The organism is Algoriphagus resistens (genome assembly GCF_001442615.1).
Taxonomy (GTDB): domain Bacteria; phylum Bacteroidota; class Bacteroidia; order Cytophagales; family Cyclobacteriaceae; genus Algoriphagus; species Algoriphagus resistens.
Genome location: NZ_LMXN01000008.1, coordinates 161,284 through 179,282, shown reverse-complemented (window position 1 = coordinate 179,282; position 17,999 = coordinate 161,284). Strand labels below are relative to the sequence as shown.

17 protein-coding genes are annotated in these 17,999 nt (G+C 42.5%); 11 read left to right on the top strand and 6 right to left on the bottom strand.

Annotation, left to right across the window (positions count from 1 at the left end):
• Positions 1–81: 81 nt before the first annotated feature.
• The gene (locus AS141_RS15450; RefSeq protein WP_057938575.1) at positions 82–1,164 is read left to right on the top strand and encodes a Fic family protein; all 1,083 of its coding nucleotides are present in this window, start codon (positions 82–84) and stop codon (positions 1,162–1,164) included.
• A 262-nt stretch (positions 1,165–1,426) separates the two neighbouring features.
• Here AS141_RS15450 and AS141_RS15445 read toward each other — a convergent pair whose 3' ends face one another.
• From AS141_RS15445 to AS141_RS15435, 3 genes are all read right to left on the bottom strand, one after another.
• Positions 1,427–2,194 (bottom strand): hypothetical protein, encoded by a 768-nt coding sequence (locus AS141_RS15445; RefSeq protein WP_157243492.1) that lies wholly within the window; start codon positions 2,192–2,194, stop codon positions 1,427–1,429.
• A gap of 191 nt (positions 2,195–2,385) precedes the next feature.
• A complete protein-coding gene (locus AS141_RS15440; RefSeq protein WP_057938573.1) occupies positions 2,386–2,973 on the bottom strand; it encodes an outer membrane beta-barrel protein in 588 nt (195 codons plus the stop codon).
• 20 nt (positions 2,974–2,993) lie between these two features.
• Complete coding sequence (locus tag AS141_RS15435; RefSeq protein ID WP_057938572.1) at positions 2,994–3,614, bottom strand: DUF4136 domain-containing protein; 621 nt, start codon at positions 3,612–3,614, stop codon at positions 2,994–2,996.
• Between the two features lie 801 nt (positions 3,615–4,415).
• Here AS141_RS15435 and AS141_RS15430 point away from each other — a divergent pair.
• Both AS141_RS15430 and AS141_RS15425 read left to right on the top strand, forming a co-directional pair.
• Positions 4,416–4,868: a VOC family protein gene (locus AS141_RS15430; protein ID WP_057938571.1), complete on the top strand. Its 453-nt coding sequence runs from the start codon at positions 4,416–4,418 to the stop codon at positions 4,866–4,868.
• 94 nt (positions 4,869–4,962) lie between these two features.
• Positions 4,963–5,577, top strand: a complete 615-nt coding sequence (locus AS141_RS15425) for a dihydrofolate reductase family protein (RefSeq protein ID WP_057938570.1) — start codon at positions 4,963–4,965, stop codon at positions 5,575–5,577.
• A gap of 159 nt (positions 5,578–5,736) precedes the next feature.
• Here AS141_RS15425 and AS141_RS15420 read toward each other — a convergent pair whose 3' ends face one another.
• Positions 5,737–9,285, bottom strand: a complete 3,549-nt coding sequence (locus AS141_RS15420) for an ABC transporter permease/M1 family aminopeptidase (RefSeq protein WP_057938569.1) — start codon at positions 9,283–9,285, stop codon at positions 5,737–5,739.
• Positions 9,275–10,162, bottom strand: a complete 888-nt coding sequence (locus tag AS141_RS15415; protein WP_057938568.1) for an ABC transporter ATP-binding protein — start codon at positions 10,160–10,162, stop codon at positions 9,275–9,277. The genes AS141_RS15420 and AS141_RS15415 overlap by 11 nt, the downstream gene beginning before the upstream one ends.
• An 80-nt stretch (positions 10,163–10,242) precedes the next feature.
• Between AS141_RS15415 and AS141_RS15410 the strand changes: the two genes are divergently transcribed.
• Positions 10,243–11,481: a sensor histidine kinase gene (locus AS141_RS15410; protein WP_157243490.1), complete on the top strand. Its 1,239-nt coding sequence runs from the start codon at positions 10,243–10,245 to the stop codon at positions 11,479–11,481.
• Entirely contained in the window at positions 11,472–12,167 is a 696-nt protein-coding gene (locus AS141_RS15405; protein ID WP_057938566.1) for a LytR/AlgR family response regulator transcription factor, read from the top strand. Before AS141_RS15410 ends, AS141_RS15405 begins: the two co-directional genes overlap by 10 nt.
• A gap of 28 nt (positions 12,168–12,195) precedes the next feature.
• On the opposite strand, the gene lepB is transcribed toward AS141_RS15405, so the two are convergent.
• Positions 12,196–13,293 (bottom strand): signal peptidase I, encoded by a 1,098-nt coding sequence (gene lepB / locus AS141_RS15400; protein WP_057938565.1) that lies wholly within the window; start codon positions 13,291–13,293, stop codon positions 12,196–12,198.
• A gap of 540 nt (positions 13,294–13,833) precedes the next feature.
• Between lepB and AS141_RS15395 the strand changes: the two genes are divergently transcribed.
• The 6 genes from AS141_RS15395 (at position 13,834) to AS141_RS15370 (ending at position 17,999) form a co-directional block, all read left to right on the top strand.
• On the top strand, positions 13,834–14,583 hold the full coding sequence (locus AS141_RS15395; RefSeq protein WP_057938564.1) for a hypothetical protein: 750 nt from the start codon (positions 13,834–13,836) through the stop codon (positions 14,581–14,583).
• 228 nt (positions 14,584–14,811) lie between these two features.
• Positions 14,812–15,426: a DUF4256 domain-containing protein gene (locus AS141_RS15390; RefSeq protein ID WP_087149429.1), complete on the top strand. Its 615-nt coding sequence runs from the start codon at positions 14,812–14,814 to the stop codon at positions 15,424–15,426.
• A gap of 80 nt (positions 15,427–15,506) precedes the next feature.
• Positions 15,507–15,980 carry a GNAT family N-acetyltransferase gene (locus tag AS141_RS15385; RefSeq protein ID WP_057938563.1) on the top strand — a complete coding sequence of 158 codons (474 nt, stop codon included), beginning with the start codon at positions 15,507–15,509 and terminating at the stop codon, positions 15,978–15,980.
• A 1-nt stretch (position 15,981) separates the two neighbouring features.
• The gene (locus tag AS141_RS15380; RefSeq protein WP_057938562.1) at positions 15,982–16,560 is read left to right on the top strand and encodes a dihydrofolate reductase family protein; all 579 of its coding nucleotides are present in this window, start codon (positions 15,982–15,984) and stop codon (positions 16,558–16,560) included.
• A 153-nt stretch (positions 16,561–16,713) separates the two neighbouring features.
• Entirely contained in the window at positions 16,714–17,040 is a 327-nt protein-coding gene (locus AS141_RS15375) for an ArsR/SmtB family transcription factor (protein ID WP_057938561.1), read from the top strand.
• The gene (locus AS141_RS15370) at positions 17,037–17,999 is read left to right on the top strand and encodes an SRPBCC domain-containing protein (RefSeq protein ID WP_057938560.1); all 963 of its coding nucleotides are present in this window, start codon (positions 17,037–17,039) and stop codon (positions 17,997–17,999) included. Before AS141_RS15375 ends, AS141_RS15370 begins: the two co-directional genes overlap by 4 nt.

Sequence of the window (17,999 nt, the reverse complement as noted above, 5' to 3'; positions counted from 1 at the left end):
TACCTTCGACAATCGAACAGGGGTAAATTTTTATTATTTTTACCCTTGAATATAGCAAAGATGTAAAACTTACTTTCATTTATGAATAGCTTCGATAAATCCAAACCGTTTAATAATCTTCCTCTACTTCCGCCCAAAACTGAATTTGAAACAAAAGAAATTTTAACAAAAACTATTAAAGCGAGTAGAGCATTAGCACAATTAAATGGAGCCATAAGAAATCTTCCGAACCCCAGTTTGTTTCTTGACACTCTACATTTACAGGAAGCAAAGGCAAGTTCTGAAATTGAGAACATCATAACAACAAATGACGATTTATACAGAGCAGTTGTTGCGGATAAAAAATTTGACAATCCGGCAACTAAAGAAGTAATCAGCTACAAAGAAGCTATTTGGCTTGGCTTTAGGAGTCTTGAAAAAAAACCTTTTATCACCACTAATCTATGTGTCGAGATTGTTCAATGTATTAAACAAAATACAACCGGAATAAGAACAACACCCGGAACAACTCTATCGAATACAAAAGGAGAAATAATATACACACCTCCTTCAGGTGAAGAGGTCATTCGAGAAAAAATGACAAATCTTGAAACTTTCCTCAATGACAATGATACAATCGATCCTTTAATCAAAATGGCAATATCACATTACCAATTTGAAGCCATTCATCCGTTTTCAGATGGTAATGGAGGAACAGGCCGGATTCTTCTTTTGCTTCAACTAAAATTAGAAAAACTCCTAGAAATTCCTGCCCTATTTCTAAGTGAATACATCATCAAACATAAAGACCAATATTACAAAGGATTAAGAGCAGTTACTGAAAGAAATGACTGGTCCGAATTTATTATTTACATACTGGACATGGTAGAAAAAACAGCTATTAAAGGATTAGATCGACTTGAATCAATTATTCAGCTTATGGAAACAACAGGACAAGATATAAAAGAAAAACTCCCAAAGGTATATTCCAAAGATTTAGTTGAAGTCATTTTCAAGCTTCCTTATACTAAAAGACAAAACCTTATAGATGCTGACTTAGGAACACCAAAAACAGTTGGAGGCTATCTGATTGCATTAGAGGAAAAAGGGTTTTTAAAATCAGTAAGAGTGGGTAAAGAGAAACTATACCTGAATCAAAAATTAATGAACATATTAGAAAATTAAAAATTACGAAGGCACAACATCGGCAAATGCAGGCTGTTGCTTAAAAATGAGGCTCTTTCTCTCTCTTTTTAGAATAGGGCCTGTCATGGATGAGCAACACGAAATCGGGAGATGGTGAGGTTAAAAAGCCAACTACAAATTGGAAAGAAAAGAATAGTGGAATTATAAATTCCACCCAGCCCCAAGACCGATCTGACTATTCCTAGCGGAACAATTGGTTTGTGAAAGCAACTACTTACTTTATAGCACTACCAAATAGTTATCACAAATTGAATCCAAAACGTATTGTTGGGCCTGAAGTATTTACATCATACAAAAAACGGTTTTCATCAGCGCCTTTTTCATAGTCAATACTAATAATACGATAACCGGCTGTCAATTGAAATAAGTCAGAAAACCGGTAGCCAACATAGGCTTGGAGCTGATAGGTGAATTGAGAGCCAACACCAAACCCTCCAATATCGCCCCGAAATTGATACAACAATTTTTCGCCGGATTGATTTTTAATCCTTGCAATGATAATGGGATCAAACCAAGACTCTTTCGAACTCCTGTTTCTGGTTGAAGGGCCATCTAGAGTGGTTAATGATAGATCTACCTCAGCTGTTAAACTATTAAAACGCCCCCCTACACCTACATCTAACCAAGGTAATACGCTGCGTAATCCGCTTAGCTCCCAAGCAAATTGTTTAGCTTGTAAGGATCCGTCGGTGATGGCTGTTCCGGTCTTCACATCTTCTTTTAAATTCATATAAATAAGGTCAGATCCTATGGCCCATTTTTGGGTGTAGGCTTCTGTGTACAACATGGCACCAACGCTTAGATTGCTGAAAATGTCACTTGCACTTGCATCTACGGATACATTGGGCAAATTCCCAACACCGGTACTTCCATTCATAAAAGGAAACATCAGGTAAGGCTCTACTAGAAATCCCCATTGATTATTCGATAAATCCTGTGCTTGGGTCACCATATTTACTTGACAAAATATGGAGACCAGTAAGAATAAGCGAATTTTCCGTGTGTACATGTCTTCAATAATTTGGATTATATTAACCTTGATATTTTAATATGGGGCTCCTCATAATACTTTATAGAAGTTGTATGGAGATATGAGCTTATCTGTTTTTTTTTTTTTTTTACCAATTTTTAGAAGTGCCTCTGGATAGTATAGTAATTAAAATATGTTCATACCCCCTAGCATAACTCCGCATATGGACATTAATTAATGAGGACAATACCTAAATTAAGAGTATAGTAACTTTGTGCCGGAAGCTCTCCTGCCTCAAAACCATAATAATATTTGCCTGATAATTTAAAACCAACCTTGGTATTAAGATTATATAAAACACCTATCTCAGGTCTTAATGTAAAATTCACAGCTTCCTGACTAAAGGAATATACCCCCATATCTGTTTTCCTGTTAGAAAACATTATTCCCGTACCAAGTCCTGCAAAAGGATTCACTTTCTCCCCAGGCTGGAAATAGTAATCGGCAGCTACCAGGACGGGGAATTGGTTATTGTAGCGAAACTGTTTTCCTGAATAAGTTAACTTTCCAAGTTCATAGGTGTCATCGGCTCTTTCATCATAAAACACATTCCATCCGAGATCCACACCTACCCCTACATTCGGCTGTACCATTTTTCTGTAATCTATAGATATGCCCCGAAAGCTGGCTTTGTCTATATAATCACTCAAATCTCCTGTACCAAAACCCATAGAATATTGAATAGCAGTAAGGTTATTTTGGGAATAAGCTACGGAAGCAGAGAAAGTAAAAATCAGTATAATCAATATGTTTTTCATTGCATTGAATTTTTTAAAAATCAGTTCGTTTTTAAATAGGGAGATTGCATGAAGGCTTTGTCAATCAGTGTATTGATGCGGTTGCCGTCATAAGAATTTGTTAAAATTCCATTGAGCGCACCGGTCCATTGGGGGATAGGATTACCATTTGCACCTTCAAGGGTAGGATCTACTAAAGCCATTATAAGTGTGCCTGTAGTGTAGGAACTTACATAGTAAGGAGGGTATCCCCATCCAGGATAGTAACCACCCCACCACCAATACCAATAGTCATAGTAGTAATAGAGTGTTGTTGTCTCTAAAGAGGCAGGAGTTAGAAGGAGGTCCGGGTTCTCACTGATTTCTACCAAACTCCAGCCGAGGCTTTGCATGTTTTCATCAATTCTGGCAAGAATAAGAGCAGCTGTAGCGTCTGGGATGAATTTTGGATCTTCTCCATCCTGAATATTGCCAGTGATTTTGACAATTTTGGAGGGTCTGGCGTAAGTGTTTTTGCTTGAAAAGTCGTACTTGTCTTCGAAGCGAGTCAACACCACATCATAATCTTCTACAAAATCTGCCCCATCAGGATAACAGCCAACTAAAGAGAAGCCAAAAATGCAGGTTAATAGAGTGAGTTTAGTTTTCAAGAGTAATTTCATTTTAGGTATTTGTAAAAAAAGTACTAGACTAAAATTAAGTCAGAAAAACATGTGGGGTAAGTGAAAAACCGTTACTTAACCGTTAAATCCTAAAATTTATACCTAGCAGATAAGAGTGATTTTTCTGGGTATTCCCATACTTAACTATGGTTTTCTGGATTTGACGTCAGACTGGCTGCATAGCTTGATCCCAGAGTTGGTTTCAGCATTATTGAATCTGAATATCAGGGGATTGACTTGAGATACCATCTATGATTTTTCTGCCCCCTAGTCTTAAATAAGAAAAGGGGTTATGCCTCCGGCTTACCCATGGCTATAAGCATGACATGCCTAAAATATCAGAGAAAAACACTTTCTTTCAGCCATTCAGATCCATTTTTATAAGTAGCTGTAGACGTTGGTCTATTCCTAGAAGGGGAGTTGCCCAATCTTTCTGATCCGGCATTTTCTATTCATTTTGGATCTTTCTGACCGAAGGTGAATTTCAACTGCAGAAGCGATCCAAGCACGCTGGGATTCTTCAGATTTTGCTATTTTCTTGTAACTACGTGTCGGATAGAATTGCTAGAAAACAGGAGGGTGCCCTGGCTTATGAATAGGTATATTCAAGTCAAAAACATCTTCAGATCATCAAGAGTCCTGTTGATGATGCCTAAAATAAAAAGGATCAACCTTAAGCCCATAGATCAGTGACTAACAAAAGAATTTTCATAAGGTTGTTAACCAACACCATCTTGCTTAACTTAATACAGTAAGGCTTTGCATGAGAGGATTTCATTGTACACTTAAAGAAATAAAGCTATGGTAAAAAGCGAATTACTAAGAATGGACAATATCGGCATCGTTGTAGAATCCCTCGATGACGCAATCTCCTTCTTCGAAGAGATTGGTCTCACCCTCGAAGGGCGAGCCACTGTCGAGGGTGAATGGGCCGGTCGCGTAACCGGGCTTGGTTCTCAGTGCGTGGAAATTGCTATGATGGTTACACCCGATGGCCACAGCAGACTTGAACTTTCCCGGTTTCTCACCCCCGCTACGATCGCAGATCATCGGACTGCTCCGGTAAACGCCCTCGGTTATTTACGTGTCATGTTCACAGTTAAAAACATTGATGAGCTGGTGTCCAGACTCACCAAACATGGCGCTCAGCTTGTTGGCGAAATGGTCCAGTACGAGGATTCTTATCGGCTCTGCTACATTCGGGGAGTGGAAGGTCTTCTGATCGGGTTGGCAGAACAGCTTTATACGAAATGAGCAGCTGAACATTCCTGCCCTAAAATTGTCGCATACAGCCCCCTGATGTTATCCTTTTCTTTTGGAAATTTGACAAGCACTAACACTAAAAGGTATGAGAAAGATACTGGTTTTGTCAATGATTACCTTAGATGGGGTTATGCAATCTCCCGGAGCACCAGAGGAAGATACTGAAGGAGGTTTCGAACATGGAGGCTGGGTGGCTCCTTTTGATGACGAGGTTTCCGGAGAACTTATGCAACGGCTTTTGAAACCTGCAGACCTTCTATTGGGCAGGAAAACCTTTCAAATCTGGGAAGACTATTGGCCTGAACATTCAGAATACTGGCCAAGTGTCAATGCAGTCACGAAATATGTGTTCTCAAACACTATAACCAATTCAGAATGGGAGAATACGGTTTTCCTCAACAGCGTTTCAGCTATCAGGAACCTAAAAAATACTCCTGTGGAAAAGCAAGCTTCCAAAAGTACTGATATCCAGGTTTGGGGGAGCAGTGAGCTCATCCAGTTACTGCTAAAGCAGGATCTGGTGGATGAGCTCTGGCTGATTATTTATCCGCTGACCTTAGGAAAGGGGAAAAAGTTATTCGTAGATGGAGCGATTCCGGCAGCATTTACTTTGATTGAGAGTAGCAGCACACCCAGTGGACTTATTTTTGCACATTTCAAAAGGGCGGGCGAAGTAAAGACTGGGACTGTAGGAGCTTGAAGGGAACCGCAAATTGCCATGCCGGTATGTGCTGTGGGCAGTGAAGAAGCGCTTTTGCGGCCCCAGAGCATGGTGGAACCAACCATAGGTTCCCGCTAACGGCAGCAGAGGTTTCTTTACCCGTCCAATTTTCGGCACCCAGCTTTGAGGTAAATAGCATTAATCCTGTACTCTTAATAGGTTGTCTGCACGGTTGGCGTCCGGTTTGGTCCCCCAAGGATCAAGGGCGATGTAGCTGGGTCTTTGATCCAGTAAAATAACCGAGGTGCCTGATCCTTCCTGCACCACAATGTTTTGGGAATAGCGTATGCCCTCAGGGGTGGAAAGGTCTCTGGGATGTGTGGAAAAGGCAGAAAGCAATAGTTCATCCTTCATCGGGATTTCAATCTCCGAACCATCGGCAAGCGTCTCCAGTTTTTTGCCAGTGTAAGTTACAGTCAGTTGGTATTTCCCGTTTTTAAGCTGCTCTATTTTCGCTTCATTGATTTTCAGGTCAAAGTGGATAACTTTCTCAAAAGCCTCAGTGATGCCCTTGATATGAGCTGATGCAGCATCTGATTTTATCCTGTTGAGGAATTCGTTCATTGTGGCAGTTGGTTCCGGCTGCTCCATTGACCGGGCAACGGTTTCTTTTATCGCCTTGTTTAATTTTTCTTCACCGATCAAATCCCGTAAGGCTAGAAGACTGAGCAGACTTTTGCCATAGGCGAGGTAGGATTGGTCTTCAGTAAAGGCAAGTGGGGGCTCAGGTTCTGAAGCATTTGCCCTTCCTGTGAAATAAGTGCGGTTGGCATTGTCGGTCAGATGCCACAGCGCAGCTTTTCCAAATTCCCGCTCCAGGACCAGGGCTTCCGTATATTTTGCCAAGCCTTCCACCAGGATGGAAGCTCCGGGGACATTCCGTGGAGCAAGCATATGGCCAAACCATTGGTGGGCCACTTCATGAACTGTCCGTTTGGCCTTTAAGTCGAATGACCCACCGGTCATGGGTTGTACCAGGAAGTAGTTGTCCTCAACCATGCTGATCACTCCTGGATGTGCAAATCCTCCAAATTCCCAATACGAAGGAACTTCAACGATCTGGAGATGATCCAAAGGATAAGTACCAAAATTATCGGTGGCAAATTCAAGGGTTTTGTCCATAAAGCCAAGCGTATGATTGTCTGTTTCCCGATGCTCGGGAATGGAATATACCTGTAAATCCACACCATGGGAGTGAATGCTGTCAACATGATAATTCCCTGAAAAAAAGGCAATGGCAGGCATGATTTTGTGGGCACTTTCATATTCAAAACCAGTTCTGTCGCCACCATGGAACACAGATTTCAGCTCCCCTGAGGTGATTACCACTTGGGGAGACTCCGTGCTTACGCTTGCCTTGAAATCAACCTTGATCAGGTTTCTCTCCAGCTCAGGGTGATCCGAATAAGTGGATTTAAGCGGTTTTAATGGCAGGTTCCTTTTTCTTCGTTCCTGATTGTCACTGATTTCTCTGCCTTCAGCATAGCCGAAATAAGGGGCAAAATCCCGGAAATTTAGATAGCTGCCATTCGCTACGATTGATCTTTCCTGTCTGAAAAGTGCTGGCTTTAGATTTACTTCAAATGAAAATGCTATTTCTTGCCCGGCCTGAATCGGCGTTTCAAACTGAATCAGATTGACACGGAGTTCTTCATCTTTTGTAATTGCCGATGCTTTTTCTATACTGAGATTGTCCAGTTCCACTTTTTCGGTCAGAAGCAATCTGTGGATTGGTTTTCCACTGATGTTTTTCAAATGGCCGTTGACAACCGCATTAAAAGTGCTTTTGGAAGGGAATAAATCCACCTCCATCGCCAAAGATGAATAGGTGAGTAGTGGATCGGCTTCATATTTTTTATAGTTCAATTCATACTGATGCTGTTCGTCCAAACGTGTGCTGGCAGACCTATAGTTTCCCACGATATTGATGTGATAGAGGTAGAATCCTGCTACTGTGAATAAGAGCAGGCCAGGAAATGCCATTTTTGAATAGGTTGACCAGTTTCTTTTTTCCGACTTTCTTACCAATGATCCTTTCCAGTTGGTAAAGAGATTGATTGAAATGATCAGTCCTAGAAGCATCCAAAGCAGACTTAATAACCAGAAGCTTTTGGAAGCCAGCCCAAAGCCAGCCTGCTGGCTGTAGGTTAAAAAGGGAGCGGTGCCGATTTTTAGCAAGGGATGGTTTATCCCAAGTGCGGTACCCAACGGTCCGGAAAACAAGGCAATGGCAAAAGCGGAAAGACACATTCCTAAATATTTGTTCCTGCACCACTGGTGTATCTGCAACATGAACAGGGTGAAAAACAAGAGTGGAATACCCGGAGATAGGACCAGCACCAAAAGGGGAAGGGAGTCAATGCCCTGGTATCCCTGGACAAGCTGATACCCAAAACATATGCCCAGGGTAATGCAAACCATTACCCCGGCCATCGCGACAAGGGATGTGAAGGTGGAGATAAAAAAGTGCCCGCCTGGTGCGGGGGTGGCCCCGATGATTTCATGGAAATTTGATTCTTTGGCCCGCCAGACCAGTTCTCCGGTAAAAAACACAAGCAATACCAGGCTGAACAGATACAAGGGGGTCTGGACTTGATCCAGCAGGATCTGGGAGGCGGGAAAATAACGCTCACCATACGCTCCGCCGGAGTAGATTTTTGAATAGATCTCTGTCACCGCGATGACAGTCCAGCTTCCTGTGATTACCCAGAAAGGGAGGCTTTTGAAAACCAGTGAAAGTTCCAATCTGATTGAGGAAGGGATCACCTTGGAGTACCCGCCAATACGCGGAGTCAGGTTTTTCAGAACAGAGAGGACAGGCGATGGCTGCTTACGCCTCTTGATTTTGCGCGGAGAGGTGCGAGGATGTTGTCTGAAAGAAAACTTCCAATAGGATATCCCCAGTAAGAAAGCAGTTCCGATAAACCACAGCATCCTATTCCAGGCCAAAAGCCCGGTGAATGAAATCGGCTGCGTATTTTTCTGATAAGGCGTCCATAGATTGGTCTGCTCGAAAAATGCCGAAAGACCAAAAGGATCTGCCAGGGCCGCCAGGAGAAGATTCTCTGAGGAAACAGGCGCAGCGTTTGCGATAAGGGGTGAATTCAGAAATATTGCGCAGATAAAGTAGGCTCCGTAGATCAGGATTGCCATGGCATAGGTCGCCATGGTATTTCTGCTATGCAGGCAGACAGTAAAAATCAATGCTGTGCAGGTTGTCACTGAAGGGATGAGCAGCATCCATGCGACAGAGAGTGGGGACATTACCGTAAACTGCCCGATCCGCTCCGGATCCAGACCGGAAAAATAAATGCCTAAATAGAAACCCGGAACAGCAAGTAGGAGTACGGTAATCCCCATTGCCCATGCCCCGGTAAACCTGCTGAAATAAAATGCAGACTTGGAGACCGGAGTGCAGAAAATCAAGGGTTCCATTGCGTATTTTCTGTCCCGCTGTATGGCTGTCACCACAAAGAACATAATCGAGAACACGGAACCCAGACTCAGCAGACCCATTTTAAAGAATAATTCATAGTCAGCGTTGTAATTGACTCTGGCAGGAGTAGCGCCTTGGCTCCCCATCAAAAAGGCAAACCCAAAATAACCAAGGGTGAACAAGGGAACTGCCCAGGACTTCAACTGGTATTTTAGCTCAAACCGAAGTAGTGCCAAGTAGTTAGAATTCATCGCCTGTTGCAGTATGGAGTGTAGAGAAATAGAAATCTTCCAGATTTGGTGTAACCGGTTCAAATCCCGGATCGGGACAGTAATCAGATTTTAGGTGAACTTTGATCTGGCCGGCAACCAGTTTTGAGGACAGCAGGCAGTAATTTTGTCTGTAATGGGGCAGTTCTGATTTATGCACCTTTTTCACCCATACTTTTCCACCCAGGCTTTCTGTCAAAGCAAGGGGATTTCCCTGGCAGAGAATTCTGCCTTGGTGCAGAATTGCCATACGGGAACAAAGATCCAACACATCATCAACCAGATGTGTGGAGAGAATAACAATAATATGCTCCCCGATTTCACTCAAAAGATTCAGGAAACGATTCCGCTCTTCAGGATCCAGACCCGCAGTGGGTTCATCCACAATGATCAGTTTTGGATTCCCAAGCAGCGCCTGGGCGATTCCGAAGCGTTGACGCATACCCCCGGAAAATGTATAAACGGCCTTTTTTCTATGTTCGAGTAAATTGGTCTGCTGAAGCAGAAAGTGGATCTGCTCACGTCGTTCATTCCTGTTTGCTATTCCCTTCAGGACGGCGATGTGATCCAATAGATTTTCCGCCGAAACCTTCGGGTAGACACCGAATTCCTGAGGCAGGTAGCCCAGCACGGAGCGGATCTGGTCCGGCTGGTCCTGCACATCAATTCCATTGAACAGGATGTTGCCAGATTCAGCTTCCTGAAGCATGGCCAGCGTTCTCATTAAGGTGGACTTCCCCGCGCCGTTGGGCCCTAATAGCCCAAACATGCCATTGGTGATGGTGAGGGAGATCTGATCCAAGGCTTTTACCCCCGTTGGATATGTTTTTGAAAGTTGTGTGATTTCAAGTTTGTTCATAGCTGTGACATCCAGTGATGCACAAATGTTGGATGGAACAGGGATTGCAAAAAATATAGATGTCAAACCGGGCCAAACCAATGATGAACCCTTATGAACTGGACATTATCGCCAGTGTTGGAATTTCACTAAGGTTGGTCATCATTTTCGGTATGTTCGTCATCTTAATTTCTCTATTTTCCAAAGCTCCGTACCTTGGGGTTATGTTTCCAACATCCTCTTTTTTCAAGGCACTGGGCTGGGGTTTAACCATTACGCTTCTGATGACGTTCTTACTGGAACGGATGGGATTTATCCGGATAGACCCACAGGAATACCTTGAGAATACGTTGATTCTTGTGTCCTGGTGGATGTTTTGCAGTGTCGTTTTTTACTACCGGAAGAAGGTGAAGCTCAATCACAGCGTGCTGTGGAAGATTGTTGCACTACCCTTTTTTTTGACAACCATCTTGTTGATCGACCAGTGGATGGCAATACCGGATAATCCGGTGTCAATTTTCTTGCTGATTTTATTTTGGATGGGAATCGCCTGGGTTATTGTACCTGAATTCATTCGCAAATACAGAATTGCTGTTTTTGGGGTTTATGGTACCATCTGGCTGGTATTCATCTTCTTGAGATTCAACGAGAATTATTTTGACCAATACCACCAATTGGCAATTATGTTCCTGCTTTTGCCTATCCCTTTCTTCTTATTGCTATGGGTTTTTGAGCAATGGAAAAGAATTAAAAACCTGGAAATGGCGAAAAATGCCGCTGAACTGGCCATGCTCAAAAACCAGATTAACCCCCACTTCTTTTTCAATACCCTCAATAACCTCTACGGGCTTTGCGTGGAGAAATCGGACCGTGCCCCGGAGCTCGTGCTAAAGCTTTCTGAAATGATGCGCTATGCAATTTACGAGGGGAAAGAGGCAAGTGTGCTGCTGAGCAGGGAGGTCACTTACCTGGATAATTTCCTTGAATTGCACAAACTCCGCCACCGGTTTCCTCTGGAGATCAGTTTCAAAAAAGAGATGCCTGAAGATGTGAAGGTATCCCCCATGTTATTTATAGTACTGGTAGAAAATGCCTTTAAGCATGGGGTAGAAAAACTGGGGGAAGATGCTTTTGTGAGGATTGGGTTATATTCAGGAGAGAATAAACTTAGGTTTCAGATTGAAAATAACTTTGATCCTTCGGTTTCAACCCCACAGAAAGGAATAGGCCTGGAGAATTTAAAGCGCAGGTTGGAATTGACTTATCCCGGCCTCTATTTACTGCATATTGAGCAAAACAACAGTATTTTTAACGTGGTTTTAGAGATCCAATGGAATTGATCAAGTACATCATCATAGACGACGAGCCGATCGCACATCGGATACTGGAGAATTATTGCGCCAACTTTTCTTTTTTGAATAAGGCAGGTAATTTTTATAATGGGTTTGATGCGCTGGAATTCCTTCGGAGTTCAAGGGTGGATCTGCTTTTTCTGGATATGAACATGCCAAAGCTTACTGGTTTTGAGTTGATCCAGTCGCTGTCAAAACCACCAAAGGTCATTGTGACCTCTGCCCATCAGGAATTTGCACTTCAGGGTTATGAGCTCGAGATTTCGGATTACCTGTTGAAGCCATTTAGTCTGGAGCGCTTTGTTAAGGCAATCAATAAAATTACCTCCCGAGGAGGAATTGAATCTGCAGACATCCCTCCTTCAGAAGCTACCCGGATATTCCTCAGATCAGATAAAAAGCACATTCAGGTTGAATTGGAAAAGATAAAGTATGTCGAAGCTCTGGGTAACTATTGTAAGGTCTTTCATGAGGATGGGATGATCATCTGCCCGGATAGGATTTCGGAGCTGGAGGCAAAACTGGGGAAGGATAGATTCATGAGGGTCCACAAATCCTACTTGATTAATACCGGCAAGATCCTTTCGGTTGAAGGCAACCGCATTAGAATTGGGGATATGGAAATCCCCATTGGTCAAACGTACAAAGCTGAAGTAGCCAGCTTAGTGAAGTAAACGCTGTGCTGGTATAAGGTCGGTGATACTACTTGATCTTTGAGAATATTCTCCCCCAACGGACCTTATCCAATCCTTCTCCATGTTCATTTTTTGAGAACAAAACCATAAGCGGTTTGCCTACGATATGGCTCTCCGGCACAAATCCCCAATACCGTGAATCGATGGAATTGTCCCGGCTATCGCCCATCATAAAATAGTAATCCTCCTTGAAGGTGTACTTGTCAACTCCTTTTCCATCAATCTCCAGTTTCCCATCGGCGAGTTTCACATGTCTGTTCCCCTCGTATTTTTGGATCAATTCACCATAAAAGTCCAATGTTGTCTCATTGATCTGGATGTTTGTACCTTTCTGGGGGACCATCAATGGACCGTAGTTGTTAAGGTCCCAAGAATTGTCCATAGCTGCCGGAAAGAGCGGAAAACCGACAGGGGAACCCGAACCAGGCTCCAGTGAAACTACATCGGGGGCTTTTTGCATTTTCTTTGCTTGTTCATCCGTTAAAAACATGCTGTAAACGGTTCTGTTTTCCTTGGTATGCCCAGAAATCCAAAAATCATCCCTGTCCAAGCCGACATGGGTCAGGTGCTGTGGTTGAAGCGGATAATTGGTTACGACGTCATATTGGAATTTCATTCCTGGAGGATTGGTCATCTGCTCTCCGTTGATGAAAATATTCCTGTCCCTGATTTCCAGAATATCACCGGAAACTGCGACACAGCGCTTGACAAGAAAAGTCATCAAGTCGCCAGGCCGGTCTTTTGGGTCGAGTAGGTCTTTAGGAGTATTGAACACCACTGTTTCTCCCCGCTCTACATTTCTTAGGCCGGGCAGCCGGTAAGAAGGCAGCTGAATCCAGTCAAGATAGGAGGGGATTTCAGTGCCCCATATTTTCTGATGGGTCAGCGGTACCTGTATCGGGGTTTGCGGAGTCCTGGGGCCGTAGTGAACTTTGCTCACAAGGATATAATCTCCCACCAATAGCGAGTTTTCCATTGACCCGGTGGGGATGACATAGGCTTCCGCCAATGACCATCGAAATAAGGTGGCTACTACCACCGCAAATACCAATGCATTCCTCCACTCGATGAGTTTTGATTTTTTGGACGTAGGGTTAGTGTTCATAAAGAGTGACTATAGAAACAGTGAAATGAGCATAGCTATTAAAAATAGAAGGTATGCTCGATAAAACCATTCAATTTTACTGATTTAAAGCAATTTAACAATCCCTATTCAGGGAGATGAAAGATTTGATATGTCACTGTCCCGCACTAGTTGGGGAAGGATGGAAGGAGGCAGGAAAGGCCAACCTTAAATTCACCCGGCTCAAACAGGCATCTGCCCACAGCCAGAGGCAGGAAAGTGAATGACCCGATATAGAAAAGCCGCTCCTTTTTCTGCGGGAACTAGCCTCATGGTTGTCAGTTAGGCCTGTCGGAACTATGGAGTCGCTTTCAAAAATTGAGGTTTTCCTACTCTTAATTTTCTTTGGTCAGCAGCTACTTTGCCCTTGCAGATCAGCCAAAGTCTCTTGTACTGGATTCTTCGGACAGGGGGAACTTCATACGTGGTGTTCCTTGTCATGAGAATTAATCTGTGTAAAATGTCCCTGAAAAATATATTCCGTATTCTTTACTATTTTGTTAGCGTTTACCGGGAATAACCATGAAGAACTTGCTGAACAGAAATACGGGGGATTTACAGGGTAACGAGGATTTTTGGTTTCCCGGCCGCTATGTGGGTGGCCTCTCCATGGTACTTGCACCGCTTCTCGTACTTACAGGGCTGTTGCTTCGAATGAAGTATAATTTTTTCTTTCCGCAGCAGCTTCAAGCGTATCAGGAGCATCCACTTCTTATCAAAACTGCGTATAGCTTTTTTGTTGTCGGCAATATTTTATTGTGGCCCGGTATCTTGACTCTGGTTAGATTAATAGGTCAGAAAAAAAGACGGTTGGCAATCTGGGGAGGTACATTTGTTGTCCTTGGGCTTTTTGCACGTACATTTCATGGCGGTGTCGATCATATGGCATTTCTTCTGGTTGACACCCAAGGCTTGGAATCTGCCACCAAAACAGTAGCAGATTCTTATGGCGCATTTTCTATTGTTGCGACCCTTAACAGTACAATTATGTTCGGTTGGTTAATTTTGGCAGTGGGCTCATATCTTTCCGAAGCCCTCGGGCTGTTGCAATCAATTGCCCTTGGGCTGATGTCTGCACTGATGCTGGGAGTCCTTAAGGGAACATCATTGGTCTCCATTATAGCAGTCACAGGACTTTGCATTGCACTTATGCCTCTTGGCTTTAAGGTCTTGAGAAACGGGGCAGCTCCGAAATTGAAAGATATAATTATTGGGACTTTGATTATTGTGTGCCTGACTGTACTGCTTTATTTTCTGGGTCAAGCAGGATAAAACAGGAGTGTTGTAACCTATCATCTCGGAAGATCCTCTCGGTAACGTAATGTAGCGGAAACGAGCATGCATCTTGGTAAACTGTCTTTTATCGTTCAAGAATTTAAACTAAGTTAAGGGGAAGAAACCAACGTGTTATTGACAAAATGTCAAATGAAATCATCGTTCAGGGGACACGGTAAATACAATCATTTCGAATCTAAATTTTTAACCTAGAAAGGACAAAAAATGGCTAAAACATCATCTAAAGGAAGCGGCAAACCAATACCCAAGGTTAAAATACAGTTGAAATTTTCACCAAAACAAGGAGAAGAATTGCTGGAGACATTGAAGTCCCGTTTTGAGAAGAATAAGAACAGGCACAAAGGTCTTGAATGGACGGACGTTCATACGAAACTGAAATCCCACCCCAAAAAAATGTCTTCGCTGTTTGCAATGGAAAGCTCAGGAGGTGAACCTGATGTTATTTCTTATGATAAAAAGACAGAAGAATACATTTTTTGTGATTGTTCTGAGCAAAGTCCTGCTGATAGAAGAAGCATATGCTACGATGAAGAAGGACAGCAAAAAAGGGAAAAGCAGGGAATACACCCGGGAGGAAACGCTGTTGATATCGCAGCAGAAATGGGTATTGAATTATTGGATGAAGAACAGTACCGCGAACTCCAAAAGTTTGGGCCATTCGATACGAAAACGGAGAGCTGGATCAAAACCCCTGATGACATCAGAAAGCTCGGTGGCGCTCTTTTCTGCGACCACCGTTACGGTCATGTCTTTACCTTTCATAACAGTGCTCCCTCTTTCTATGCGGCCAGGGGATTTCGGGGGTTGCTTAGGGTATAAATTCAGGATAATAAAAGCTCCACTGGCAATCGGGAGCTCTCTAATAGTACTGAAAGTCTTAGCTTAGTTTAAAATCAAACATGGATTTTATAGAAACCAAAACCTTAAATGAGAGGCAAAAACATGAGATCATTGAACTGTGGAACAGCGAATACCCAAAGGCATTAAGCCATCGCAGTTTAGCAGATTTTGACCAATACCTTGATGCACTCTCCGAGAAGAACCACTTATTGCTTTTGGATGAAAGCGGAGCAGTAAAAGGATGGCTTATCTATTTTATACGAGCGGATGAACAATGTTTTGCCATGCTTTTGGATTCCTCCCTGCATGGCTGGGGATTGGGGTCTAAACTTTTAAATCAGGCAAAAGAACTAACCCCGGAGCTGAACGGCTGGGTGATAGACAAGGACAGTGAACCTAAGCAAAATGGGGAAAACTATAAATCGCCGATCGGATTTTACCGCAAAAACGGATTTGAAATACGAGAGGATATTCAGCTGAAAAAGAAAAATATAAACGGAGTCAAAGTCATTTGGAGACCAGCAAAAAAATAAGATGGGAAAGATTATAGTAGATTTGGCAGTGACCTTAGATGGATATATTTCAGGGCCTGACGGAGAAATTGACTGGCTTGTCAAAGAGGAGGAAAAGGATTTTGGAGATATTCTGGCCGATATTCTTGATGGAATCGATGCGATTTTTTATGGAAGGGTCAGTTATGATCTTTGGGGAAATTACCAACCGGATGAAAAGGCAAGCTCAAAACTTAAAGAATCGTATAAACTATTGCACAGTAAAACAAAATACGTTTTCTCAAGAACCAAGAAAGGAGATGACAGTAAAGCAATTTTCATCAATTCGAAGATAAAAGAAAACATCTTAGAAATTAAGCAAAAAGTCAATGGGAATATATGGCTTTATGGTGGTGGGAAATTGATTAACACACTAATGAATTTAGGTTTTGTGGACGAATATAGACTTGCCGTCCATCCTGTCATCATTGGAAATGGCTTACCGGTTTTCAAAGACATTAAAGAAAGAATCGGACTGGAACTGCTTGATTTTGAAAAATCAAAGTCAGGTATTGTAGTGTTAACCTATGCTGCCAAGAGCAAGAATAATCCCAGCGTCTAACAGGCTTGAAATCGTAGCCGCGTAAATCAGACTAGCGGCAAGGCAAATCACAACTCGGTTATCTAGATTTTTTAAATAAAGCAATCAAAGAAAAATTTGTGCAATCAAATAATTGCGCATATATTTGCAACCATATAGTAGCATATAAAGAAAATGAAAACACGAAGAGACGTATTTCAAGCCATTGCAGACCCCACAAGACGGGCTATAATTATGCTCCTGACTGTGGGTGCTTTGACACCTAATGCCATGGCGGAACATTTCAACTCAAGCAGGCAAGCGGTATCAAAACATCTTCAAATTCTCTCTGAATGTGAAATTGTAAGGCAAGAACAACAAGGCAGGGAAATTCACTACCATCTAAATGCCGACAAAATGAAAGAAATAGAAAAATGGTTGGAGCAGTTTAAGCAACTGTTAACCAAACGATTCAACCAATTAGACAACGTTTTGGAACAATTAAAACTAACAAGAAAATGAACAAGGCAATTTTATTCAACTTCAATGTTGACAAGGCAAACAATCAAATTAAAGTGGAGCGGTCGTTCGACGCTCCAATCGACTTAGTATGGTCTGCATGGACAGAAGCGGAAATTCTCGACCAGTGGTGGGCTCCCAAACCTTGGACAGCGCAAACCAAATCAATGGATTTTAGAGAAGGTGGTCATTGGCACTATGCAATGGTTAGCCCCGAAGGAGAAAAACATTGGGGTATGGTAGATTACATCAAAATCATTCCACAAGAGTTTTTTTCAGCCTTAGATGGTTTTTGTGATGAAGATGGAAACCCTAACGCTTCACTCCCCCGAAATAAATGGGAAAACAATTTTTCAGGACAAGGAGAAGAAACCCTAGTCAATATCCTGTTAAGCTTTGACACCTTAGAAGACCTTGAAAAAATCATTGATATGGGCTTCAAGGAAGGATTTACAGCCGGTCTTGAAAACCTTGATCAATACATTGAATCCCAATTCAGATTACGCAAACAGAATAAAACAAACAATATGGCACGAGTAGCAAGCTATCTTAACTTCCAAGGCAATACGGAAGAGGCATTTAACTTTTACAAAAAAGCTTTCAAATCAGAGTTTATCAACGGCATTCAGCGATTTGGAGAAGTACCCGCAGACCCTAACCAACCACCAATGGCTGAATCAGTCAAAAAAATGGTCTTACACATTGAGTTGCCCATTCTTGGTGGACACATTCTAATGGGAACAGACGCACCTAAAGAGTTTGGTATGACTGTGAATAAAGGCAACAATATGCACATCAACTTAGAGCCTGAATCAAAGGAAGAGGCAAAGCGATTATTTGACGAACTTTCAGAAGGCGGTGTGGTGGAAATGCCAATTCAAGAAATGTTTTGGGGGGCATACTACGGAAGCTTTCAAGATAAATATGGTATCAATTGGATGATCAATTTTCAAAACAACTAG